This is a genomic window from Schaalia odontolytica, assembly GCF_005696695.1.
GTDB lineage: Bacteria > Actinomycetota > Actinomycetes > Actinomycetales > Actinomycetaceae > Pauljensenia > Pauljensenia odontolytica_C.
The window spans coordinates 1-24,062 of record NZ_CP040006.1; the positions used below are offsets into that span (position 1 = coordinate 1).

Here is a 24,062-nt window from a genome sequence, read left to right on the forward strand (position 1 = left end):
GTGGAGTCGGATTCCCTCACACGCGCGTGGGCTGCGGCCCTGGACGCAGTCCCCACCGACGAGCTGGGGCCCGTCGCCACGTCGATGCTGCGCTCGGCCCGTCCCCTCGGCGATATCGAAGGCACGATCCTCCTCGCCGTCCCCAACGATTTCACCAAGCAGTGGATTGAAGACAAGGCGCAGTCGAAGCTGACGACCGCCCTGTCCGTGCACCTGGGCCGCACCGTCCGCATCGCCATCACGGTCGACCCCACGCTCGAGGTCGTCACGGAAGAAGAGGAAGAGGAGGAGCCGACCCCCGCCGCACCCGCTGCGCCCGCGGCCACCCCGGCCTCGTCGTTCGATGAGGACGAGGAGCACCACTCCCCCGCCCTCGTCACCGCGCCCACCGACTCCGGCCCGACCCACCTCAACCCGAAGTTCACCTTCGACACCTTCGTCATCGGCCCGTCGAACCGTTTCGCGCACGCCGCCGCGCTGGCCGCCTCGGAAACCCCGGGCACCGCCTTCAACCCCCTCTTTATCTACGGCGATTCCGGGCTGGGCAAGACGCACCTGCTCCAAGCCATCGGCCACAACGCGCTGTCGATGATGCCTCACCTGAAGGTCCGCTACGTCAACTCCGAAGAGTTCACGAACGAGTTCATCAACGCGATTCGTCTGAACAAGACGGACAACTCCCAGGTCGAGGCATTCCACCGCCGCTACCGCGAGCTCGACATCCTTCTCATCGACGACATCCAGTTCATCGGCGACAAGGAACAGACGGTCGAAGGTTTCTTCCATACCTTTAATGCGCTGCACAGCGCGAACAAGCAGATCGTCCTGACCTCGGACCTGCCCCCGGCCCAGCTCAAGGGCTTCGAGGACCGCATGCGGTCGCGCTTCTCCTCGGGTCTGCTCGTGGACGTTCAGCCGCCGGACCTGGAGACCCGCATCGCGATCCTGCATAAGAAGGCGGACGCCGAGGGCCTCGAGGTGACCCCTGAGGTCTTCGAATACGTGGCCTCGCGCATCTCCTCGAACATCCGTGAGCTGGAGGGCGCGCTCGTGCGCATCGGCGCGTGGGCGTCGCTGTATCAGGAGCGCATCGACCTGAACCTCGCGCAGATGATGCTCAAGGATTTCGTGTCCAACCCGGACGACAACGAGATCACCGTCAGCCTCATCATGAGCCAGTGCGCCGTCTACTTCGGCGTCACGATCGAGCAGATGGGTTCGTCGGAGCGCAGCCACAACGTCGTCGAGGCCCGTCAGATCGCCATGTACCTGTGCCGCGAGCTCACCGACCTGTCGCTGCCCAAGATCGGGCAGGCCTTCGGACGTGACCACACGACGGTCATGCACGCGAACAAGAAGATCTCGAAGCTCATGAAGGAGAAGCGCGAGACCTTCAACCACGTGTCGGAGCTTACAAATAGGATTAAGCAGAAGGCCAGGGAGTCGTGAAAATGGCGCGGGCGCTGACGAAAGTCGGCGCCCGCGCGAGATTCACAGGAGTTGTGCACAGCTGGTGGACGAATACGCATCGGCTGTGGAGAAAAAGGCCTTGCCTGTGGATCTCAAAAAGTTGTCATTTGCTTCATGCACAGGCGCTCGTGACGAATCCACAGCCTCGTCCCGGAATGACATCACAGAGATTTGACTGAAATTCCAACGCATAAGGGAGTTATCCACAGAACTCACAGCCCTTATGATGGAGGGACAGTCAAATGACAAAAATTTTTTCACAGGCCTCCGCACAACAACGTCGCCGCCGACGCTACGTGATGGCACGCGCGAGGCAAATTTCCTGCCCCACGTGGGCACACTTGTGGGTAAAGTAGTGTCCGATCCGTTTTGTGTTTTGGAGGCAGCTATGAAGTTCACCGTCGCCCGCGATGTTCTGGCCGAAGCCGTGTCGTGGACCGCCCGCGCGCTCCCCGTGCGTCCGGCCTCGCCGATCCTGGCCGGCGTGCGCATCAAGGCTGAGGGCGACGAGCTGACCCTGTCCTCCTTCGACTACGAGGTCTCCGCGAACTCGCACATTCCCGCGACCGTCGACGAGGCCGGCGAGGTCCTGGTGTCCGGTCGTCTGCTCGCCGACATCTCCAAGTCGCTGCCTTCCAAGCCTGTCTCCGTCGAGCTCGATGGCCAGAAGGTGAACCTGGTTTGCGGCTCCTCGCACTTCACGCTCGCGGTCATGCCCCTCGACGAGTACCCGCTGCTGCCCGCGCAGCCCACGGGAGTCGGCGCGATCGATTCGTCGACGCTGTCGCAGGCTGTGTCCCAGGTGTCGATCGCCGCGTCGCGCGACGACACGCTGCCCCTGCTGACAGGCGTGCGCATCGAGATCAACGGCCCGTCGATCACGCTGCTGGCTACCGACCGCTACCGCCTCGCCATGCGCGAGCTCGATTGGGAGCCCACCGACACCTCGATCGAAGAGGTTGCCCTGGTCAAGGCCCGCATCCTCCAGGACGTCGCCAAGTCGATGACCTCGGGTGCCAAGGTCGAGGTCGGCCTGTCCGGCGAGTCCCAGCCCGGCGCCTCGTCCCTCATCGGCTTCACCGCCCAGGGTCGTCGCACCACCTCGACCCTCATGGACGGCGACTACCCCGCCGTGCGTCGCCTCTTCCCCGACACGACGCCGATCCAGGCCGTCGTCGATCGCCACGCGCTGCTCGAGGCCGTCAAGCGTATGTCGCTGGTCGCCGAGCGCAAGACCTCCGTGCGCCTCGCTTTCACCGAGGGCCAGCTGGTCCTCGAGGCCGGCCAGGGCGACAACGCCCAGGCCTCCGAAGCCATCGAGGCGACCCTGAACGGCGACGACATCTCGACCGCGTTCAACCCGCAGTTCCTCATCGACGGCCTGCAGGTCCTGGACACCGACTACGTGCGCTTCGGCTTCACGCACCCCACGAAGCCGGCCGTCATCACGGGCCAGAAGAAGGCCGACGAGGGCGAGGTCACGCAGTTCCGCTACCTGCTGATGCCCATCCGCTTCGGCATCTGACGTGCGCGTCTCCCACCTGGCCCTCGACGACTTCCGCTCCTGGAAGCACGGGGTCGTCGAGCTGCCCGAGGGCCCCACGGTCCTCGTGGGTGCGAACGGCCAGGGAAAGACAAACCTCGTCGAGGCGCTCGCCTACCTGTCCACGTTCTCGTCGCATAGGGTCGGCGCCGAGGGTGCCCTCGTGCGCATCCCCATCGACGAGGACGAGGCCGCCCCGGGCGGTGCCGTCATCCGCGCGCGGGTCGTAGCCTCGGGCCGCGAGCAGGTCATCGAGCTCGAAATCGTTCGCGGCAAGGCCAATCGCGCGCGCATCAACCGTGCGCAGGTCAAGCCCCGCGAGATTCTGGGCATCGTGCGCACGGTCGTGTTTGCACCCGAGGACCTCTCGCTCGTGCGCGGCGACCCGTCGGTGCGCCGATCTTTCTTGGACGACCTGGCCACGCAGCTCTCCCCCATTCACGCCTCCGTGCGCTCCGACTTCGACCGGGTCGCGCGCCAGCGTGCGGCGCTCATGAAGGCCGCACAGGCCTCGCTTCGTCGCGGCCACTCCCCCGACCTGTCGACCCTCGAGATCTGGGACCAGCAGTTCGCCGCCCTGTCCGCGCGCATCACGGCCACTCGCGCATCCATCGCATCGCGCCTGGAAGAGCCTGCCGCGCGCTCCTACGACGACGTCGCTGACTCCCCGCGCCACCTGCGCCTCGCCTTCGACGCCTCGGTCGACCGCGTCATCGGCACCGACCCCGAGAACCCGGCCAGCGCCGACCTCACCAACGTGGATGCTCAGACCGAGCGCATGCTCGCCGCCCTCGCGTCGGTGCGAGAGAAGGAAACCGAGCGCGGCGTCAACCTCGTCGGCGCACACCGCGACGACCTGACCCTCAGCCTCGGCGCGATGCCGGTCAAGGGCTATGCCTCGCACGGCGAATCATGGTCGGTCGCCCTCGCGCTGCGCCTCGGCGCCTTCGAGCTGCTCAGCGACGACGGCGACACCCCGATCCTTATCCTCGACGACGTCTTCGCCGAACTCGACTCCTCGCGGCGCGAGGGCCTGGCCGCCCTCGCCTCGAAGGCCGAGCAGATCATCGTCACCTGCGCGGTCGCCGGCGACCTGCCCGCCTCCCTCGACCACCACGCCCTGCACGTGCGCCTCGACCCCGAGCGCGGCACCGTCATCGACGAGGCCGACGATGAGTGAGCGCGAGGACGTGGCCGCCGACGAGCTGAGCGGAGCTGTGGCCCCCGGCGAAGAAGCCGACGCCGACGAGTTCGTCGTCCGTGCCCTCGAGCGAGCCCAGAGCGTCGCCCGCACGCACGGCTACACGAGGTCCACCCTGCCCTCGTGGGGCCTGGACGAAACACGTCCCCGACGCAGCCTCGACGGATCCAGCGAATACGCAGCCATCGAAACCGATGGATTCGGCCGCCTCGCCGACGAGGAGAGCGTTGCCGCGCGCGCCGCAGCCCGAGCCGCCGCCTACCGCCACGCCAACGGGATCGAAGCCCCGGCCTCGTCGACAGATGAAGACCCCGAGGGTGACCTCGCGGCCCTGCGCCAGGCCCTGGAGGGAACCGGCGCCTCGTGGAGCCGCGCCCCCGGCATGGCAGCCATGCGCCCGCGCTACCGCAGGGCCAACTCCCTGGGCGCGATCCTGGCGCGCACGATCAAGATGCGCGAATGGGACACCCCCACCAAGATGGGGTCGATCATGGCGAAATGGCGCGACATCGTCGGCCCGCAGGTCGCCGAACATGCCCGCATCGAGACCTTCGAGGGCCACCGCCTGGTCGTGCGCACCGACTCCACGGCCTGGGCCAAACAGCTCCAGCTGCTCCTACCCACCATCGAGCGGCGCATCGCCGAAAAGGTCGGATCCGGCGTCGTCGAGCAGGTCATTATCCGAGGCCCCGTCGCCCCCTCGTGGCGCAAAGGCCCATACGTCGTGCGTGGCCGAGGTCCGCGCGCCGACTACGGGTGACAGCTCCGCGCACGTCGGCGTCCAAATGATGTTTCTGACCGCGCGGTCTCTGATACGCTGTTCCGTTAGCCCGCGCGTGAGGGCTTGTTAAGGAGACATCATGAGCAATCCATTCGCCAGGAACGAAGGAAGCGCCCAGGGATTTGGCCAGCAGGGCGGATACCCCGGTGCCGCCCAGGGCGGATACCAGCAGGGATTTGGCCAGCAGGGTGGGTACGCCCCCGGCCAGTACCAGGGTGGATTCCCCCAAGGTGCACCCCAGCAGGCCTACGGCCAGTGGAACCCGCAGGGTGGATACGGCGGACAGGGTGGATTCCCCCAGGGCGCGCCCCAGCAGGGCGGCAAGTCCAAGACGCCGCTCATCATCGGCATCATCGCGGCCGTCGTCGTCATCGCGATCATCGTCGGTGTCGTCATCTGGGCGATGTCGGACTCCGATTCCGACGACTCCTCGAACACTTCCGCCCCCGCACCCGGCACCTCCGCACCGGCGAACCCGGGGAGCGGCAGCGCAAACCCGGCGAACCCCGCGCCCGGCAACCCTCAAGCGCCGAACAACACCAACCCGTCCGCCGCACCCACGCAGGGAAACGGAACGGGAGCCAACGGCTTGCTCAGCATGACCCCGGTGGGCGCTAACTGTCTCTACGAGATTACCGATATCTCGTACGGACCCAAGGCCGATAACAACGAGCAGACGCTCAAGATCACCTTCAAGGTCACGAACAAGGGTAATGCGGCGGAATTTGGTGGCATGTACCCCCGTCCGTACCAGAACAACGAAGAGCTCGGCTCGCCTAACTTCTTCCGGACTCCGGAGCCCGACGACTTCGAATACGTGCCTGGCGTAGTCGACGTTCCTGCTGGGCAGTCGGTCGAATATGTCGTCTACCGGGTTATCTCGGATAAGAGGGACCCCATCGAGTTCCGCGACCCGAACTGGATCATCCTCCAGGGCCAGGGCAAGGATTACCAAAAGTGGACCTGGCAGCCGAAGTGATCAGCTGATCAGGCGTCGCGCACGCATCCGCTCAGAGCTCTGTATCGGCGTCGTACGGAGCCTCCTGGCGCGCGAATCATCGCTGCTGACGAGTGAGTAACGGGGCCGCCCTCCCAGCCGGGAGGGCGGCCCCGTGCGTCCCAGCCGCAACCACAATCGACATGTGACTGATCACAGTCTACTTTTCGTTGGAATCATGCAGTTTGTAAAGTAACCCTCCGAGCCTGTCAATCCCGGGAACAAGCGCCACTTTTGGTAGAATCTACAAGGTTAAACATCTATTTTCGCGCAATGCGAGGGGAGCCACGTGGCTGACAACGAGAAGACCGCCGAAGGCGAGCAGTCCTACGGCGCATCGGACATCACCGTCCTCGAGGGCCTGGAAGCCGTCCGCAAGCGCCCGGGCATGTACATCGGATCCACCGGCGAACGCGGCCTGCACCACCTGGTGTACGAGGTCGTCGACAACTCCGTGGACGAGGCCCTGGCCGGCTACGCCGACCACATCGAGGTCACGATCCAGGAAGACGGCGGCATCAAGGTCGTCGACAACGGTCGAGGCATCCCCGTCGACGAGCACCCCACCGAGCACAAGCCCACCGTCGAGGTCGTCATGACGATCCTCCACGCCGGCGGCAAGTTCGGCGGCGGCGGCTACGCCGTCTCGGGCGGCCTGCACGGCGTCGGCATCTCCGTCGTTAACGCCCTGTCCACCCGCGTGAACACCGAGATCCGCCGCCAGGGCTACGTGTGGCGCATGTCGTTCGCAAACGGCGGCACCCCCATCACGCCCCTCGAGCGCGGCGAAGAAACCGACGAAACCGGCACCACGCAGGTCTTCTACCCGGACCCGGAGATCTTCGAAACCGTCGAATTCGACTTCGAGACCCTGCGCCAGCGCTTCCAGCAGATGGCCTTCCTCAACAAGGGCCTGCGCATCACCCTGACCGACGAACGCGAGTTCGCCACCGACGAAGGCGACGAGATCGCCGGCGGCGAGGAGGCCTCGGACAAGAAGACCAAGGGCCACCGCACCGTCTCCTACTGCTACGAGCACGGCCTGCGCGACTACGTCGAATACCTCGACTCCGCCAAGAAGTCCGAGACGATCAACAACGAGATCATCGACTTCGAAGCCGAAAACGACGAAGGCACCATGAGCGTGGAAATCGCCATGCAGTGGACCACCGCCTACTCCTCGTCCGTCCACACCTTCGCCAACACCATCAACACGACCGAAGGCGGCATGCACGAGGAGGGCTTCCGCACCGCGCTGACCTCCCTCGTCAACCGCTACGGCCGCGAAAAGGGCATCATCCGCGACAAGGACGACAACCTCACCGGTGACGACGTCCGCGAAGGCCTGACCGCCGTCATCTCGATCAAGCTCACCGAGCCCCAGTTCGAGGGCCAGACGAAGACCAAGCTCGGCAACACCGAGGCCCGCACCTTCGTCGCCCAGCAGGTCTACTCCAAGCTCACCGACTGGTTCGATGCCCACCCCGCCGACGCCAAGGCCATCATCAACAAGGGCCAGGCCGCCCAGGCCGCCCGCGTCGCCGCCCGCAAGGCCCGCGAGGCCACCCGCCGCAAGGGCGTCCTCGAGTCGGCTTCGATGCCCGGCAAGCTGCGCGACTGCTCCTCGCGCACGCCCTCCGAGTGCGAAATCTTCATCGTCGAGGGCGACTCTGCAGGCGGCTCCGCCGTCGGCGGCCGCGACCCCGAGCGTCAGGCCATCCTGCCGATCCGCGGCAAGATCCTCAACGTCGAAAAGGCGCGCTTGGACCGAGCCTTGTCCTCGGACACCATCCGCTCCCTCATCACCGCCTTCGGCACCGGCATCGGCGAAGACTTCGACATCTCGAAGCTGCGCTACGGCAAGATCGTCATCATGGCCGACGCCGACGTCGACGGCCAGCACATCGCCACGCTGCTGCTGACCCTCCTCTTCCGCTACATGCGACCCCTTATCGAGGGCGGCCACACCTTCATCGCCATGCCCCCGCTGTACCGCATCAAGTGGACCAACGCCGAGCACGAATTCGCATACTCCGACAAGGAGCGCGACGAACTGCTCGCCGCCGGCGCCGCCGCGAACCGCCGCCTGCCCAAGGAAGGCGGCATCCAGCGCTACAAGGGTCTGGGCGAAATGAACGACCACGAACTGTGGGAGACCACCATGGATCCGGCCAGCCGAATCCTCAAGCAGGTCACCCTCGACGAGGCCGCAGACGCCGACGAGACCTTCACGATCCTCATGGGCGACGACGTCGACCGACGCCGCACGTTCATCCAGCGCAACGCCACCGACGTGCGCTTCCTCGACATCTGACATCACCCACGACCAGCCCAGCCCCGGCCTCGTACCGGGCGGGCCTGATCGAGCAGAAACAACGTAAGGAAAAACGTGAGCGACGAGCAGACTACTGACGCGCGGCACATCTCGGACACCGAGCGCATCCGCCAGGTCGACCTGCAAAAGGAGATGCAGCGCTCCTACCTCGACTACGCCATGAGCGTCATCGTCGGGCGCGCCCTGCCCGACGTGCGCGACGGCCTCAAGCCCGTCCACCGCCGCGTCCTGTACGCCATGTACGACGGCGGATACCGCCCCACCTCCTCGTTCTCCAAGTCCTCCCGCGTCGTCGGCGAGGTCATGGGTAACTACCACCCCCACGGCGACGCTGCGATCTACGACGCCCTCGCGCGCCTCGTGCAGCCCTGGTCGCTGCGCTACCCGCTCGTCGCCGGTCAGGGTAACTTCGGTACCCCCGGCAACCTGGGCCCCGCCGCACCCCGTTACACCGAGTGCAAGATGGCGCCCCTGGCCATGGAAATGGTCCGCGACATCGACGAAGAATGCGTCGATTTCCAGGACAACTACGACGGCCGCAACCAGGAACCCACCATCCTGCCCGCGCGCTTCCCGAACCTCCTGGCCAATGGCTCCGAAGGCATCGCCGTCGGCATGGCCACCCGCATCCCGCCGCACAACCTGCGCGAGCTCGCGCGCGGCGTCGAATGGGCCCTCGAGCACCCCGAAGCCTCCCGCGAAGAGCTCCTCGAAGCGCTCATCAAGCTGATCCCCGGACCCGACTTCCCCACCGGCGCCACCATCCTGGGCCACAAGGGCATCGAAGACGCGTACCGCACCGGCCGCGGCTCCATCACGCAGCGCGCCGTCGTCAACGTCGAGGAGATCCAGGGCCGTCAGTGCCTCGTCGTCACCGAGCTGCCCTACCAGGTCAACCCTGACAACCTGGCCGACAAGATTGCCCAGCTCGTGCGCGACGGAGCGATCGGCGGCATCGCCGACATCCGCGACGAGACATCCGGCCGCACCGGCCAGCGCCTCGTCATCGTCCTCAAGCGCGACGCCGTCGCCAAGGTCGTCCTCAACAACCTCTACAAGCGCACCAGCCTGCAGGAGAACTTCTCCGCCAACATGCTCGCGCTCGTCGACGGCGTGCCCCGCACCCTGTCGATCGACGGCTTCATCCGCCACTGGATCAACCACCAGATCGACGTCATCGTGCGCCGCACGAAGTTCCGCCTGCGCAAGGCCCTCGAGCGCCTGCACATCCTCGAAGGCTACCTGAAGGCCCTCGACGCCCTCGATGAGGTCATCGCCCTGATCCGCCGCTCCCCCACGGTCGACGAGGCCCGCGCCGGCCTCATCGAGCTGCTCGACGTGGACGCCGTCCAGGCCGACGCCATCCTGGCCCTTCAGCTGCGCCGCCTGGCCGCCCTCGAGCGCCAGAAGATCATGGATGAGCACGCCGAACTCAAGGCCCGTGTCGACGACCTTAACGACATCCTCGCCAAGCCCGAGCGTCAGCGCGCCATCATCTCCGCCGAACTCGGCGAAATCGTCGACAAGTTCGGCGACGAGCGCCGCACCCGCATCCTCCCCTTCGACGGGGAAATGTCGATGGAAGACCTCATCCCCGAAGAGGACGTCGTCGTCACCATCACCCGCGACGGCTTCGCCAAGCGCACCCGCACGGACAACTACCGCTCGCAGAAGCGCGGCGGCAAGGGCGTGCGCGGCACCCAGCTGCGCGGCGACGACGTGGTCGAACACTTCTTCGTCACGACCACGCACAACTGGCTGCTCTTCTTCACCAACCTCGGCCGCGTCTACCGCGCCAAGGCCTACGAGATCCCGGAGGGCGGTCGCGACGCCAAGGGCCAGCACGTCGCCAACCTGCTGGCCTTCCAGCCCGACGAGCACATCGCACAGGTCCTCGCAATCCGCACCTACGAGGACGCAGACTTCCTGGTCCTGGCCACCAAGCGCGGCCTCGTCAAGAAGACCCCGCTGAGCCTGTACAACTCGCCCCGCTCCGGCGGCATCATCGCCATCAACCTGCGCGAGGACGAGGACGGCAAGCCCGACGAGCTCGTCTCCGCACAGACCATCATGGCCGACGAAGACCTCATCCTCGTCTCCCGCGACGGCCAGGCCGTGCGCTTCACCGCCACCGAAGACCAGCTGCGCTCCATGGGCCGCTCCACGTCCGGCGTGCGTGGCATGAAGTTCCGCGGCGACGACGAACTGCTCAGCATGGAGGTCCCGCGCGAGAACACCGACCTGCTGATCGTCACCGAGTCCGGCTACGCCAAGCGCACCCCCGTCGAGGAATACCCGACCAAGTCGCGCGGCACCCTCGGCGTGCGCGTCGGCAAGCTCGTCGACGAACGCGGCGGCCTCGTCGGCGCCCTCGTCGTCCGACCCGATGAAGACGTCATGGTCATCACCGAGTCTGGCAAGCTCGTCCAGGTCAACGCCTCCGACGTGCGACCCACCGCCCGCAACACCATGGGCGTCATCTTCGCCCGCCCGGACGACGGCGACCGCATCATCGCGATCACCCGCAACTCCGACTCGGGCGACGAGGACGAGACCGACGAGTCCGAGAACACCGAGGCTGTCGAGGGCGCTGAGGGCGCGGAGGTTGCTGAGGCGACCGACGCCCCCGCGGACGAGGCCTCGGCCCCCGCTGGCGGTGACGATACCGCAGACGCTGACAAGTGACGCGTGATCACGGGACGAGGCCCACGCCTCGTCCCGTGATCAATCTGCCAAAGCGGCGCGGAACCAGCGCCGGTGCCAGGCGATGCGGTAGCCTGGCAGGTAGGAAGTGCGACCTGGAAGGAAACCCATGAGCGACCACGTCTCGAGCACCCGCAGCGACGCTCCCCGCCGAGTTGACCTGGCCATCGCGCGCATCGACGCGTGGACCGTCATGAAGGTGGCGTTCCTGCTGTCCGTCGCCCTGGGTATCGCAATGGTCGTCGCCACGATCGTCCTGTGGCTCATGGTCGACGCCATGCACGTCTTCAGCCAGCTTGAGGAATTCCTCAAGACCATGGGCGCCGGACGCTACGCGGACCTCCTGGACTACGCTCGTCTGCCGCGCGTCATCTCCTACGCGACCATCGTCGCAGTCATCAACGTCGTGCTGCTCACCGCCCTGTCGACGCTGGGAGCCATGCTCTACAACGTCGTCGCCTCGTTGGTGGGTGGCGTCAAGGTGTCTCTCATGGATGAGTGAGGGCACTCGCGCAAGGGGTCGGCTGATGTCGGCCCCTTTTGCTATGCCTTGTGACGGTTATCGCGCTGCTTGTAGCCCCGCCTGATCTCCTTGTAGCCCCGCCTGATCTCCGGCCGCCGCGTGTCCTGCCCGCCCGCGAGTCGTCCGCGCCGCGAGCTTCGCTCGGCGCGTCGTCTCGAAGCACGGCCAGGCCCCGCAGGCCACGCGGCGGCCTCCAATCGGGCGGTGCTTGGTACGTGTGCCCCGCCACCGCCCACCGGCACTGCGGCAGCTCCCTCCGGCGCCCTTCACATCAGTGGCGCCTTGTCGCTGACGTGTGGCCGGGGCGTCGTCTCGAAGCTCGGCCAGGCCCCGCAGGCCCCGCGGCGGCCTCCAATCGGGCGGGGCTTGGGGTGCGTGTGCTTGCTCTGGCCCCGCCACCGCCCACCGGCACCGCGGCAGCTCCCTCCGGCGCCCTTCACATCAGTGGCGCCTTGTCGCTGACGTGTGGCCGGGGCGTCGTCTCGAAGCTCGTCCCGGCCCCACTATCGCTCACTGTCGCCCGATGTCGGCGCTGCGTGGCCTCACCTGACTGTGTGTGCTGTACCTCGCTCGATGCCGGGTCATTAATTTCGCACGTAATTCCCCTGCGACTGTTTCAGGATTTGAATTGTGATCGTTGGTATTTCAACGTTTCTGCGTGTTGTTGTGGGGTCGGTCCGATCGAATTACGTGCGATTTTTCTAGGAGTGGGTTTGAAGCTACGTGTGGGTGTCGCAGATCCTTCGCGTGAAACCGGTTTGCCTGTGCTTGTGCGTGCTTGCGTGGGATTGAAACCGGCGTCGCCTTTGCGCGCTCGTACGTGGCTGGGGTTGAAACCGCCATCACCTTTGCGGGTGAGATACGGGTGTTTTTAGTGCGTTTTTCGGTTGCAGTGGTGTTGTTGGTTTCAATGGTTGCTGTTCAGGGGTGCGCAGTGGTGATGGTGGTTTCATGCTGGCCTGCATCAGTGGCTGCAGTGGTGTCATTATTTGCAAAGTCGCCACGGGCGGGGTCCTGCGTGTGAAGAAGTTCGCCCAGCACGGCCTGATCGTGGGTGTGAGCGTGAAGTAGTTCGCCCAGCGCGCTCGAAACACCCCACATTTGACGTTTTTAAGGTTGCTGGGCGAATTTTGTCACGGGTTGAGTGGGGGACAGGGCGCGCCGGGCGAACTTTGTCACGCCTACCGGCTCGCTACTGTCACCGGCCCTTGCTCGGCCACAGGCCCCGTCCCCGTCCCGGAACAGTCCCGGCCCCGCCACCGCCTGCCGGCCCCGCCACCATAGTTTGCGGTGCCTCCGGCACCCTCCACATCGGCGTCGGTGGGGGTTTTGCAGCATTAGGAGCTGGATGTCGGCGTGTCGGCGGCGTGTCGGGGTTCTAATGACGTCATTTCCCCATGTGGCAGCAGTGAGGTCACGGTTCGAGGCCAAAGTGCAGACCACCTTGATGAACAACGCTGACAACGGGCTGTTATGGGCGAGGTGGTCAAGGTTTTGGGTACACCGGTGATGTCGGTTTCTGTGGTTCCTTGTTGGGGGTGTGCAGTGGTGATGGTGGTTTCAATGTCGCCACTTTATCGCCCAGTGGGCCTGGTGGCTGGGTCTATCTACTGGCGACCTTAACCCACCGATGCGCAGCTAAACCCCATTGGTGGCATGGTGGGCAGCCCGCCCAGACCACCACCTGTCGGGTTAACGTGCGCGTAGGTGGGCTTAGATAGCCACCAGGTGGGCCCGCGTGCGCATCACAGGGCCCGGGTGTCCGGTTCGCTAGTTGATGCCAATCCGCGTCGGGCGAGCCCGCAACAGTGCGCTGAGAACAGCACGCAGAAATCGGCCCGACCGCGACGGCTGACGGTAATCGGGCGCAAGCGAAGACCTCTGACACCGCCACGCATAGGGGTTGTGGCTGAGCGGCCCCGGCCATGACGACGCGACGACGGTGGCCGGCGCGGGCAGGGGGAGCAGCGGACTCACCCAGGAACCCGCCGTCACGTAGATGTGTATCAGCCCGCAGATGCTCGCGAAAAATCCACCGTCAACAACCGGGGCTGGAAAACCCACGGGATCAAACGCGTAGACGTGCTTGAGCGGCGGAGGAGTGACCGTCGCAGCCGCGTACAGCGCGAGATTCGCGCCCTTCGAGTGTCCGACAACAATAATCGGCCCATCGGATCGCGACGCCGCATATGCCAGATAGTTGGCGGCCCACCGCTGCGAATCAGTCGGGAAATCAAGGCCGAAGCGGGCATCCTCCGCCCACCCGACCGCGCTTGCATTCGTCCCGCGGAAGACCACGTAGGTCGCCCCGGCCTCGTCGATGAAGGTGACGGAACCGAACTGAGCAAGCGGGCTCGACGTCAGCCGAGTGACCGCATCGCACACCGCAGGTCCCCGAAGCGCGCGCTCGCACCGGCGGCCTCGAGGAGGGGACGATCGGCGTGGGACGCCAACGAATAGCGATACAGAGACGGGATTGACGAGGCCTGGGCGACTTCTCGGAGCAGGCATCCGCGCGCGGAACGAGGGCCGGGCAGCGCGTGGAAATCCACGTAGACCAGGCACGAGAGAGCGAGGGCGTCGGCGGGGGAGAGGTCCGCTCGTAGCGGTGTGTGCGAGTCTCGGACGTGCTCGATGACGGTGGTCACGAGGCCTCCTCCTCTCCATCGAGGGCCGGACGATCGCGGTCGTGTTGGACGTCACCAACGCTCGATTTTGCCGGATGGCCCTGTGCTGTGTACTATATCCGAGTGCCCGAAAGGGTGCCGGTTGGGCCTATAGCTCAGTAGGTTAGAGCGCAGTCCTGATAAGACTGAGGTCGGTGGTTCGAGCCCACCTAGGCCCACCATCCGCAGGCGAGCGAAAGCGGAGGATCATCATGAAGAAATGGGTCACCTGTTGTGTGGCTGTCGGATCCGTCGTGGCCGTCGGCATCGCCGTCCGACAAATTCTCGTTGATCTTTCCGATAACGCTGACCTGTGGACGTCCGTCACGGACGCCGTGGAGGACTGAGTTCCTCCAACGGGGCTATGGCGCAATTGGTAGCGCACCTGCTTTGCAAGCAGGGGGTTACGGGTTCGAGTCCCGTTAGCTCCACTCGACGTACAAGGCTCGAATCCTTGCCATCTTGGATGGTTTCGGTTCGGGCCTTTTTGCTGTCTTAGGTCCGGCCCGGCCCGGGCGTTGGTGAGGGTGGCTCCGGCGTCGGCGTCATCCCGTGGACACTCACCTCAACCACGTTGAGGCCTGGCATGGGAGCCGGATGCCCCGCGTACTTGCTCGTAAGCGGCGAGTGCCTCGCGTCGCGACTCGGCCAGGTCGACGACAGGGACGACAGGCCGATCGGCTCCCTCCGGGATCCAGCGCTTGACATAGCAGCTGCGCGGGTCGAAGCGGGTGCGCTGGAGGTCAGGGTTGAAGATGCGGAAGTAGGGCGCAGCGTCCGCGCCGCAGCCGGCCACCCACTGCCAGGAGACAGGATTGTTGGCCTCGTCTGCGTCCACGAGAGTCTCCCAGAACCATTGCTCGCCGTCTTGCCAGGGCTGGAGCATGTTCTTGGTGAACAGCGATGCCGCGACCATGCGCACCCGGTTGTGCATCCAGCCTGTCTGCCATAGTTGCCGCATTCCAGCGTCGACGAGGTCGATGCCGGTGCGGCCCTGTCGCCAGGCCTGCGCCAGGTGGTCGTTGGGATCGTAGGGGAATTCCGCGAAAGCCGGACGCATGGGGGTGTCCTCGAGATATTCGCGGTGGTGGAGCAGGTGCCAGCTGAACTCGCGCCAGTAGAGTTGCCTGGTCCAAGCGGCTATATCCTCGCCCGAGGCCGTGCTGCTACGGGCTGCGGCCACGGCTTGGCGCGGCGATAGTTCCCCGCACCGCAACCTCGGCGAGATTCTACTGGTGGATGTTTCCTCCCCGGGCAGGTCGCGGCGTGTGGCATAGCCGGGCAACCAGCTGTCAATCGCATCCAGTTGCTGCAGGGCCGCCAATTCACCGGGCTCCCAGTGCTGTGCGAGGGTCTCTTCCCACCAGGCGGGGCCGTCGTCGAGCAAGCCAATGTCCTCTAAGTTCTGCAGGACGCCGTCCTCCCGCAACGAGGCGAGGGCTGTGGCCGCGCCGTCCGGATCAATGACCGGTGAGGGCTCGGGCAGGAGGGGACCGAGGGGCAGGGAGGCTACGGCGTGGCTGAACGGTGTGAAAACTTGGTAGTGGGAGCCGTTGGTCGTCTGCATCAGCCAGGGCTCGGTGAGCAGGCTGCCGGGGTGGCTGTGCACCTCGGTGCGGGATTTCAACTCTTGCTTGATGGCGGCGTCCAGTCGGCAGGCTGCCGGGGCGTAGCGTCGTGTCCAGTGCACGACGGTAGGTTGTAAGGCGTCCACGACTCGGCGCATGACGTTCGCGGCATCACCCCGGGCGAAGACGAGTGGAATGCCAAGGTCAGCAAGCCGCGGTGCCAGCTGCTGCAGACTGCGGTGGTACCACCACCGGGTGGCCGCACCGAGCGGGCGTGGGCCGTGCCGGTTGTTGTCTTCATCGGTCCTGCGGGTTTCGTGGATCCATAGTGCCACCACGGGCCCATGTGCTGCCGAGCAGGCGGCCGTCAGAGCTGGATGGTCAGCCAGACGGAGGTCGTCGCGAAGCCAGATCAGTGTGGTCATGGATGGTCCTTGAGAGTGTTCAGCGCAGGAGTTGGCCGGCGATCGTGTCGGCGAAGGGTGGGAGGGTCATCGGCTGCTGCTCTCGATCAAGGAAGGGGTCCGCCCAAACCCGGGCTTGGAGTGCTGTGGTCATGCACGTTATCGTCGCTGGTCATCGTACTTGACAGGCGAGCTGTGCCACCAGATACGTCGGAGGTCTGGGGATGGCGCGTGGCCGAGCCAACACTCTCAACCTGTCTACGGAGGTCCGCGTGTCACCCGCAACCTGGTGGTTGCGGGTTTTCTGTATGTGAGCTTCGACAATTTGAGCAGGTCAGCGGTGCCGCTGAGGCCATATTGTGCGCTCGGATAAAACTTGTCCGACCACCTGGTTACAGGTGGGGAATCAGGGTGCCACATCACAAAATACATGCAAAGTGGCCCATCAGCTGCACTGAAAGCCCGTATTTATCCACAGCGCTATGCACAGTTGTGTATAAACCGTGTGGACGGTTGTTTGTCGGCGCTCCACCATTGTTTGAAAACTGACCTACATAAGTGAAGTTGGAAGGCTTCTCATCTCGGAAAATAGCTTCTTCACACTTGTTGAGAAACTCGTAAAATTGGCTTGAAATATACACTTTTCGCACATTCAGGAGAAGGCTGTGCACATCAACCACACGTGGTCGAAGGCTTCCAAGCCGGCCCAGCTGCTTGCCATGCTGGTCACGACCGCCCTCGTTATGCTCGGCGTCACGACGCTGCCCACATATGCGGCGGCCCCGACGCTCAAACTCGCCATCACACCCGACGAGACCTCGTATCTCTCCGGTGTCGAGCAGCGCTACGTCGTCGAGTTCGCGTGCGCCTCCACCACGGAGGACTGCCTCGACTCGGTCGTCACCATCACGCTGCCCCACACGGTGACCCCCGCGGGCAACTCGAACCTCGACTCGGCCCCCGAAGGCGTCAACGCCACGGCGACCGCCGGCAAGAAGGTCGTCACCCCCACGATCAAGGCTCCGACCGCTAACGCCGATGGCCTCGTCACCTACAACCTCGGAACAGTCGCCGCCGGCTCGTCGTTCCAGACGGTCCTGACCTTCACCGCCCCGCGCGGCGTGACCCCCGGCGGCTCCACCGTCACCCCGGTCGCGACCTTCACCTCGGGCGAGAGCAAGGAAACCTCCCAGGCGACCGTCACGATCAAGTCCGAGCCGACCCCGCTCCTGAGCAAGACCGGCCCGGTCGCAACCCCCAAGAACGTCGACGTGACCTACCAGATCACGCCGAAGTACGACACCAACGTGGACGGCCTCAACGGCAAGTCCAACATGACCGATGTCGTCATCACCGACCCGCTGCCCGCGTGCGCGAAGTACGTGTCCTCCTCGGCCTCGGGTAACACCAAGACGAACACGGCCGCGACCGTCGAGAGCTCCTACGACGCCGCGACCCACACCGTCACCTGGAACGTCGGCGACGTCAACCCCGCGTTCATGAACATCGTCCTGTCCGTCACCGTCCACTACGACGACACCTGCACGGACGAGACCGTCACCAACACCGCGAAGCTCACCGGCAAGGAGATGCACAACGAGACCAACGTTGTCACCGCCGATGCTTCCTTCACGCACCGCTTCGACAGCGAGATCCGCTACGGTGGCGGCTTCAACAAGCGCGCCATGAGCCAGTTCGAGCGCGGCAAGCAGGGCAACTGGCTGTACAGCTACTCCAACAACTCCAACGTCCCGGTCGTCATGGAGTACACCGACTACATGACCTGTGGCCTCGTCTCCCCGACCGACGGCTCCAAGGACTGCGACAAGCCCCTCATGCGCGTCAAGACGATCGACACCCAGACGACGACGCCCATCGAGATTACCTACTGGACCAACAAGGGCAACACCGGCACTCAGACCGTCTACCGCGGCAAGGCATTCGACTTCTCCTCCTTCGCCGCCGACGAGTACCTGACCGTCTTCCACTACAAGCAGACGATCCCCGCCGGTGAGTCCTCGATCCTGAACGTCGCCGGCCCGGTCGGCGCCGGCACCCCAACGACCGAGGACGGCACCACCTACGTCCAGGCCGATACCAACTCCGCCGCATGGAAGGCCGGCAAGTCCGACCAGTACGTGCGCGTCCAGAACTGTGTCTCCGACTGGTCCATGAAGTCCCTCGACGGCTCCCGATCCATCCAGATCCCCGCCGACGACTACTGCGACATCCTCACGCTGGGCACCGCGCTGCCCAAGTACTACAACGCCAAGTCCACCATCAAGGGCAACCTGGCGTCCCCCGGCTCCGAGGTTACCTTCAGCGTCACCGCGAACAACACCTCGACCGTCGTTGACTCCCAGCCCGTCATCTCCGACCTGCTGCCCTGCGGCATGACCTTCGTCGAGGACTCCGTCACCGGTGGTCCCGCAGGTAAGGAAAAGACCGTCACGGTCCGCGACGTCACCGACGCCACCGGCTGCACCCGCCAGCTCGTCCAGGTCACCTGGCCCGGCTACCAGACCAAGGGTGGCACCACCATCCAGCTGCGCGGCAAGGTCGGCCCCTCGATGAGCGCAGGCACGCACAAGAACGAGGCCTACATCTCCGCAGCCGAACCCGAGTACGCGCTGACCTCCAAGAAGACCACGATCTGCTTCTACGGCTCCACCGACGACACCTACGATGTCAACGGTGATGGCAACACGGCCGACCAGGTCTGCCCCGTCTCCTCGACCTTCACGGTCTCCGAGCAGGCCGGTGCCGACGTCGTCCTCGAGAGCCTCGGCTCCGTGGAAGGCTCGACCTACAAGAAGTACACCGACGGCGTGTCCATGATCCGCCAGGGTGAAGACGGCCAGTACCGCATCACCCCCACCAACTCCGGTAACGCGGACCTGTCCGACATGACCGTGTACGGCATCCTGCCCCACGTTGGTGATACCGCCATCCAGGGTTCTGATTCTCGTGGCTCCGAGTGGGCGCCCATCCTCACCGGCCCCCTCCAGGTCGGCGCAGGCTCGGGCATCGACCCCTCGCAGGTCACCATCGAGTACTCAACCTCCTACAACCCCTGCCGCGGCGAAGTCATGAAGCAGGGCGACGCGATGGCGGCTGGCCCCGCCGGATGCGACAACAACTGGACCGCTACTCCGGCCTCGTGGGCCGACGTGAAGTCCTACCGCATCTACATCAACGGCAAGGCCACCCCGATCAAGGCCGGCGCATCGATCCCGATCATCGCGCCCATCAAGGCCCCCGATAACGCGACCGGCATCGCCTACGAGTCCGTCGCGATCGCGGCCACCCAGGCCTCGAACAACCGTGCCATCCTGCCCGCCGAGCCGATCAAGGTCGCCATGGCCCTCGCGCTCGACGTCGCCCTCAACAAGACCGTCGTCTCCGACGCTTCCAACCTGAAGCCCGGAGACCAGGTCACCTACCGCATCGACGCCGGCAACATCGGCCAGGGCAAGGCCCCCGACCTCAAGGTCAAGGAAGCCTTCCCCGCAGGTACCACCTTCGTGTCCGCCGAGACGCACAAGTGCGCCTCCGGCTACACGACCGGCCTGCCGCAGGAATGTAAGGGCACCGACGAGGCCGGCACCTTCGACGGCACCACGTGGACGATCGGCGACATGCTCGCCGGCGAATACGCCTCGCTCTTCGTGACCGTCACGCTGGACGCCGGCACCGACGGCAAGACCCTCAACAACACGGCCGCCTTCGTGAACCCGCCCGAGTACGACCTCGTGCCCGGCAACAACTCCTCCTCGGCGTCCATCACCGTCAAGCATCGCCTCTCCGGCAAGGTGTACTACGACGCGAACGAGTCCTCCTCCTTCGACAACGGTGAGGACCCCTTCAAGGACATCACGGTCGAGCTGGTCGGTGCCGACGGTAACGTCGTCGCCACCACCAAGACCGACGCGGACGGCAACTACTCCTTCACCGGCCTTGACGCCGGAACCTACACGGTCAAGGTCACCAAGGCCGGCGAGATCGCCGAGCTGACCCAGACCGAGGATCCGGACGGCACGAAGGACAACGCCTCCGGCGCGATCACGCTCAACGCCGACAACCCGGTCCGCGAGAACGTCAACTTCGGCTACATCAAGAAGCACGCGATCTCCGGCAACGTCTACCTCGATCAGAACCGCGATAAGACGAAGAACACGGGCGATATCGACCTGTCCGGTGTCACCGTGAAGCTGCTCGACAAGGACGGCAACGTCGTGGGTACCACCACGACCGACAAGGACGGCAACTACTCCTTCACCGGCCTCAGCGACGGCACCTACACCGTCCAGGTCGACAAGACCGGCCCGCTGGCGGACAAGGAGCAGACCGAGGATCCCTCCGGTAAGACGGACTCGCGTTCGCAGGCCATTACCTTCACGCGCAGCGACCCGGACGTCACCAACGTCAACTTCGGCTACGCCGAGGACTACACGGTCTCCGGCACTGTGTACTACGACAAGGACCGCTCCGAGTCCCTCAACAACTCCGAGCCCGGCTTCGACGGCATCACCGTGAACCTGCTCGGCGAGGACGGCTCGGTCGTCGCGACGACCACGACGAAGGCAGACGGCACGTACTCCTTCTCCAAGCTGCCCGCCGGCAAGTACACCGTCAAGGTGGAGCCCTCCGACCTCCTCAAGAAGCTCGAGCAGACCGAGGACCCGGACGGCACCAAGGACCACACCTCCGGCGTCGTCCAGGTGAACCACGACAACCCCTCCGTGAAGAACGTGAACTTCGGTTACGCCACGAACTACACGATCAAGGGCACCGTCTACCGTGACGCCGACCGCTCCGAGTCCCTCGAGAACGGCGAGAAGCTCTACCAGGGTGTGACCGTCGACCTTCTCGACACGGACGGTAACGTCGTGGCCACCACGACCACCGACGCCAAGGGCGCCTACGCGTTCACCAACCTCGAGGAAGGCACCTACAAGGTCCGCGTCCACAAGGAAGGCCCCATCGCCGACCTCGTCCAGACCGAGGACCCCGACGCCACCAAGGACAACACCTCCGGTGACATCACCCTCGAGCTGAACGACCCGATCAAGGAGAACGTCAACTTCGGGTACATCTCGAACAACTCGATCTCCGGCACGGTCTACCGCGACGACAACCGCTCCAACTCCCTCAACGGGGGAGAGGCCGGCTACCCCGAGCAGACGGTCCAGCTCCTCGATAAGGACGGACAGGTCATCGCGACCACCAAGACCGACGCCAACGGCAACTACTCCTTCGACAACCTGCCCGACGGCACCTACTCCGTCAAGGTCGTCAAGGACGGTGCCCTCACCGACCTCGAGCAGACCGAGGACCCGGACGGCACCAAGGACAGCGCCTCCGAGCCCATCGTCCTGAACGAGGACAACCCCACGAAGAAGAACGTCAACTTCGGCTACGTGCCCGACTACTTCATCAAGGGCACCATCTACCGTGACGGCAACCGCTCCGGCGCGCTGGACACGGATGAGAAGCTCTACGAGGGCGTGACGGTCAACCTGGTCGACGCCGACGGCAACGTCGTCGCCACCACCACGACCGACGAGAAGGGCAACTACTCCTTCGACAAGCTCCCCGCGGGCACCTACTCCGTCAAGGTCGTTCAGGATGGCCCCATCGCCGGCCTCGAGCAGACCGGCGACCCGGACGCCACGAAGGACAACGCCTCCGAGCCCATCACGCTGAACAACGACAACCCGTCCAAGACGGACGTCAACTTCGGCTACGTGAACAACAACTCCCTGTCGGGCACCGTCTACCGCGATGACTCGCGCAACGGCGACCAGGACGGCACCGAGCCCGGATACTCCGGCGTGACGGTCCAGCTCCTCGACAAGGACGGCAACGTCGTGGGTACCACGACGACCGACAAGGACGGCAAGTACTCCTTCGAGCACCTGCCCGACGGCACCTACTCCGTCAAGGTCGTCAAGGACGGCGAGCTCGCCGACACCGAGCAGACCGAGGACCCGGACGCGAACAAGGACAACGCCTCCGAACCGGTGACCCTGGGCGAGGACAACCCCTCCAAGGACAACATCGACTTCGGATACGTTCCCGACTACTCGATCCACGGCCTCGTCTACCGAGACGGTGACCGCTCCGAGTCGCACGGCGCGACCGAGAAGGGCTACGCCAACCAGACCGTCGAGCTGCGCGACAAGGACGGCAAGGTCGTCGCGACCACCACGACGGACGAGAACGGCGCCTACTCCTTCGAGAAGCTGCCCGCCGGCGACTACACCGTCAAGGTCGTCAAGGACGGTGCCCTCACCGACCTCGACCAGACGGAGGACCCGGACTCCACCAAGGACTCCACCTCCGGCGTCATCTCGCTGAGCAACGACCACCGCACCGAAACGGACGTCAACTTCGGCTACATTGCCAACAACTCCATCAACGGCACCATCTACCGTGACGGTGACCGCGATGGAAAGAAGGGCGACACCGAAGGACGCTACTCCGGCGTGACGGTCCAGCTCCTCGACAAGGACGGTAAGGTCATCGCCACCACGACGACCGACAAGGACGGCAAGTACTCCTTCGAGCACCTGCCCGACGGCACCTACTCCGTCAAGGTCGTCAAGGACGGTGCCCTCACCGACACCGACCAGACCGGCGACCCCGACAACAAGCTGGACAACGCGTCCGAGCCGATCACCCTCGACGAGAAGAACCCCACCAAGGGTGACGTCGACTTCGGCTACGTCCCGAACAACACCATCAAGGGCACCGTCTACCGCGACGACAACCGCGACAAGACGATCGACGGTGACGAGCCCGGCCTCGAGCGTGTGAGCGTCCAGCTCCTCGACGAGGACGGCAAGGTCCTCCAGACCCTCGACACCGACGCGGACGGCAACTACGCCTTCCAGCACCTGCCCGACGGCAAGTACACCGTCAAGGTCGTGCGCTCCTCGTCCATCAAGGACTACGACCAGACCGAGGACCCCGACGCCACCGTCGACGACACCTCCGCGGTGTACACGATGGGCCCGGAGAACTCCCTGCAGGAAAAGGTCAACTTCGGCTACGTCCCGGACTACTCGATCGCCGGTCGCGTCTACCGCGACTCCGACAAGTCCGGCTCCTACACCGACGGTGAAGAGACCTTCTCCGGCGTGACGGTCGACCTGCTCGACAAGGACGGCAACGTCGTGGCCACCACGACGACCGACAAGGACGGCAACTACTCCTTCGAGAAGCTGCCCGCCGGCACCTACCGCGTCAAGGTCCACCCGGACGGCGACCTCGCCGGCCTCGACCAGACCGAGGACCCGGACGGCATCGCCGACTCCATGTCCGGTGAGATCACGATCGGCTTCGACAACCAGAAGGTCACCGGCGTGAACTTCGGTTACGTCGCGCCCGACGTCCCGGCCACCAAGCCGAAGAAGGGCCTCGCCCGCACCGGCTTCGACGGCCTGATCGGCGGGGCTGGCCTGGGAGCGGCCGTCGTTGGCGGCATGTTCCTGTGGATGCGTCGCCGTCGCCAGGACTGAGGATCATTCGGCCTGAGCCTCGACGAGGCAGTGGCTGAGTGAGCCGACAAGGGGCGGGTACTTCGGTACCCGCCCCTTTGGCGTACCTGGGTGGTCGTGTGATGTACCCGGGCGGTTGTGTGGGCCGGGCTACTTGTGGCCTCACGGGTGTTCCGGGTGCCGTCGGGCCCGGCCGCTGTGTGTTCCGGTGGGCGGCGGCCCGCCCGCTCGCCGTCCGCGCCGCGAGCTTCGCTCGGCGCGTCGCCTCGAAGCCCGGCCAGGCCCCGCCACCGCCCACCGGCACCGCGGCAGATCCCTCCGGCGCCCTCCACACCAGTGGTGCCGGGTGTGTTGATGGGCACGGCGCGT

General features: G+C 65.2%; 13 protein-coding genes and 2 tRNA genes. 12 read left to right on the forward strand and 3 right to left on the reverse strand.

The features are described 5' to 3' along the window. The 8 genes from dnaA to FBF35_RS00040 all read left to right on the forward strand — a co-directional run bounded on the left by dnaA (position 1) and on the right by FBF35_RS00040 (position 11,532). Positions 1–1,449, forward strand: coding sequence for a chromosomal replication initiator protein DnaA (gene dnaA / locus FBF35_RS00005; RefSeq protein WP_060566056.1), 1,449 nt, complete (start codon positions 1–3; stop codon positions 1,447–1,449). A 409-nt stretch (positions 1,450–1,858) separates the two neighbouring features. Next, the gene (gene dnaN, locus FBF35_RS00010; protein ID WP_060566057.1) at positions 1,859–2,995 is read left to right on the forward strand and encodes a DNA polymerase III subunit beta; all 1,137 of its coding nucleotides are present in this window, start codon (positions 1,859–1,861) and stop codon (positions 2,993–2,995) included. Between the two features lies 1 nt (position 2,996). Beyond that, complete coding sequence (gene recF, locus FBF35_RS00015) at positions 2,997–4,193, forward strand: DNA replication/repair protein RecF (RefSeq protein ID WP_060566058.1); 1,197 nt, start codon at positions 2,997–2,999, stop codon at positions 4,191–4,193. Next, positions 4,186–4,974, forward strand: a complete 789-nt coding sequence (locus FBF35_RS00020) for a DUF721 domain-containing protein (protein ID WP_060566059.1) — start codon at positions 4,186–4,188, stop codon at positions 4,972–4,974. Before recF ends, FBF35_RS00020 begins: the two co-directional genes overlap by 8 nt. A gap of 100 nt (positions 4,975–5,074) precedes the next feature. Further along, entirely contained in the window at positions 5,075–5,974 is a 900-nt protein-coding gene (locus tag FBF35_RS00025; RefSeq protein ID WP_060566060.1) for a hypothetical protein, read from the forward strand. Positions 5,975–6,281: 307 nt separating this feature from the next. Beyond that, positions 6,282–8,306 carry a DNA topoisomerase (ATP-hydrolyzing) subunit B gene (gyrB, locus tag FBF35_RS00030; protein ID WP_060566061.1) on the forward strand — a complete coding sequence of 675 codons (2,025 nt, stop codon included), beginning with the start codon at positions 6,282–6,284 and terminating at the stop codon, positions 8,304–8,306. A gap of 75 nt (positions 8,307–8,381) precedes the next feature. Next, positions 8,382–11,012 (forward strand): DNA gyrase subunit A, encoded by a 2,631-nt coding sequence (gene gyrA / locus FBF35_RS00035; protein WP_060566062.1) that lies wholly within the window; start codon positions 8,382–8,384, stop codon positions 11,010–11,012. A gap of 127 nt (positions 11,013–11,139) precedes the next feature. Next, positions 11,140–11,532 carry a DUF3566 domain-containing protein gene (locus FBF35_RS00040; protein ID WP_003791401.1) on the forward strand — a complete coding sequence of 131 codons (393 nt, stop codon included), beginning with the start codon at positions 11,140–11,142 and terminating at the stop codon, positions 11,530–11,532. Between the two features lie 1,791 nt (positions 11,533–13,323). Here FBF35_RS00040 and FBF35_RS00050 read toward each other — a convergent pair. Next, positions 13,324–13,938, reverse strand: a complete 615-nt coding sequence (locus FBF35_RS00050) for an Mbeg1-like protein (protein WP_316043221.1) — start codon at positions 13,936–13,938, stop codon at positions 13,324–13,326. Further along, on the reverse strand, positions 13,914–14,201 hold the full coding sequence (locus FBF35_RS10700; RefSeq protein WP_316043222.1) for a hypothetical protein: 288 nt from the start codon (positions 14,199–14,201) through the stop codon (positions 13,914–13,916). The genes FBF35_RS00050 and FBF35_RS10700 overlap by 25 nt, the downstream gene beginning before the upstream one ends. Before the next feature lie 123 nt (positions 14,202–14,324). On the opposite strand from FBF35_RS10700, the gene FBF35_RS00055 reads away from it, so the two are divergent. The 3 genes from FBF35_RS00055 to FBF35_RS00060 all read left to right on the forward strand — a co-directional run bounded on the left by FBF35_RS00055 (position 14,325) and on the right by FBF35_RS00060 (position 14,650). Then, positions 14,325–14,401 (forward strand) — tRNA-Ile (locus tag FBF35_RS00055). 30 nt (positions 14,402–14,431) lie between these two features. After that, entirely contained in the window at positions 14,432–14,566 is a 135-nt protein-coding gene (locus FBF35_RS10555; RefSeq protein ID WP_003791404.1) for a DLW-39 family protein, read from the forward strand. Positions 14,567–14,577: 11 nt separating this feature from the next. Then, positions 14,578–14,650: transfer RNA gene (locus FBF35_RS00060), tRNA-Ala, on the forward strand. A 134-nt stretch (positions 14,651–14,784) separates the two neighbouring features. Here the strand turns inward: FBF35_RS00060 and FBF35_RS00065 are convergent. Beyond that, entirely contained in the window at positions 14,785–16,212 is a 1,428-nt protein-coding gene (locus FBF35_RS00065; RefSeq protein ID WP_060566063.1) for a cryptochrome/photolyase family protein, read from the reverse strand. Positions 16,213–16,856: 644 nt separating this feature from the next. Between FBF35_RS00065 and FBF35_RS00070 the strand changes: the two genes are divergently transcribed. Further along, positions 16,857–23,714: an SdrD B-like domain-containing protein gene (locus FBF35_RS00070; RefSeq protein WP_060566064.1), complete on the forward strand. Its 6,858-nt coding sequence runs from the start codon at positions 16,857–16,859 to the stop codon at positions 23,712–23,714. Positions 23,715–24,062: the final 348 nt, after the last annotated feature.

Bases quoted from the DNA above. Each gene is read 5' to 3' on its own strand.
- dnaN (WP_060566057.1), top strand. From the start codon at position 1,859: ATGAAGTTCACCGTCGCCCGCGATGTTCTGGCCGAAGCCGTGTCGTGG.
- FBF35_RS00020 (WP_060566059.1), top strand. From the start codon at position 4,186: ATGAGTGAGCGCGAGGACGTGGCCGCCGACGAGCTGAGCGGAGCTGTG.
- FBF35_RS00025 (WP_060566060.1), top strand. From the start codon at position 5,075: ATGAGCAATCCATTCGCCAGGAACGAAGGAAGCGCCCAGGGATTTGGC.
- FBF35_RS00040 (WP_003791401.1), top strand. From the start codon at position 11,140: ATGAGCGACCACGTCTCGAGCACCCGCAGCGACGCTCCCCGCCGAGTT.
- FBF35_RS10555 (WP_003791404.1), top strand. From the start codon at position 14,432: ATGAAGAAATGGGTCACCTGTTGTGTGGCTGTCGGATCCGTCGTGGCC.
- FBF35_RS00065 (WP_060566063.1), bottom strand. From the start codon at position 16,212: ATGACCACACTGATCTGGCTTCGCGACGACCTCCGTCTGGCTGACCAT.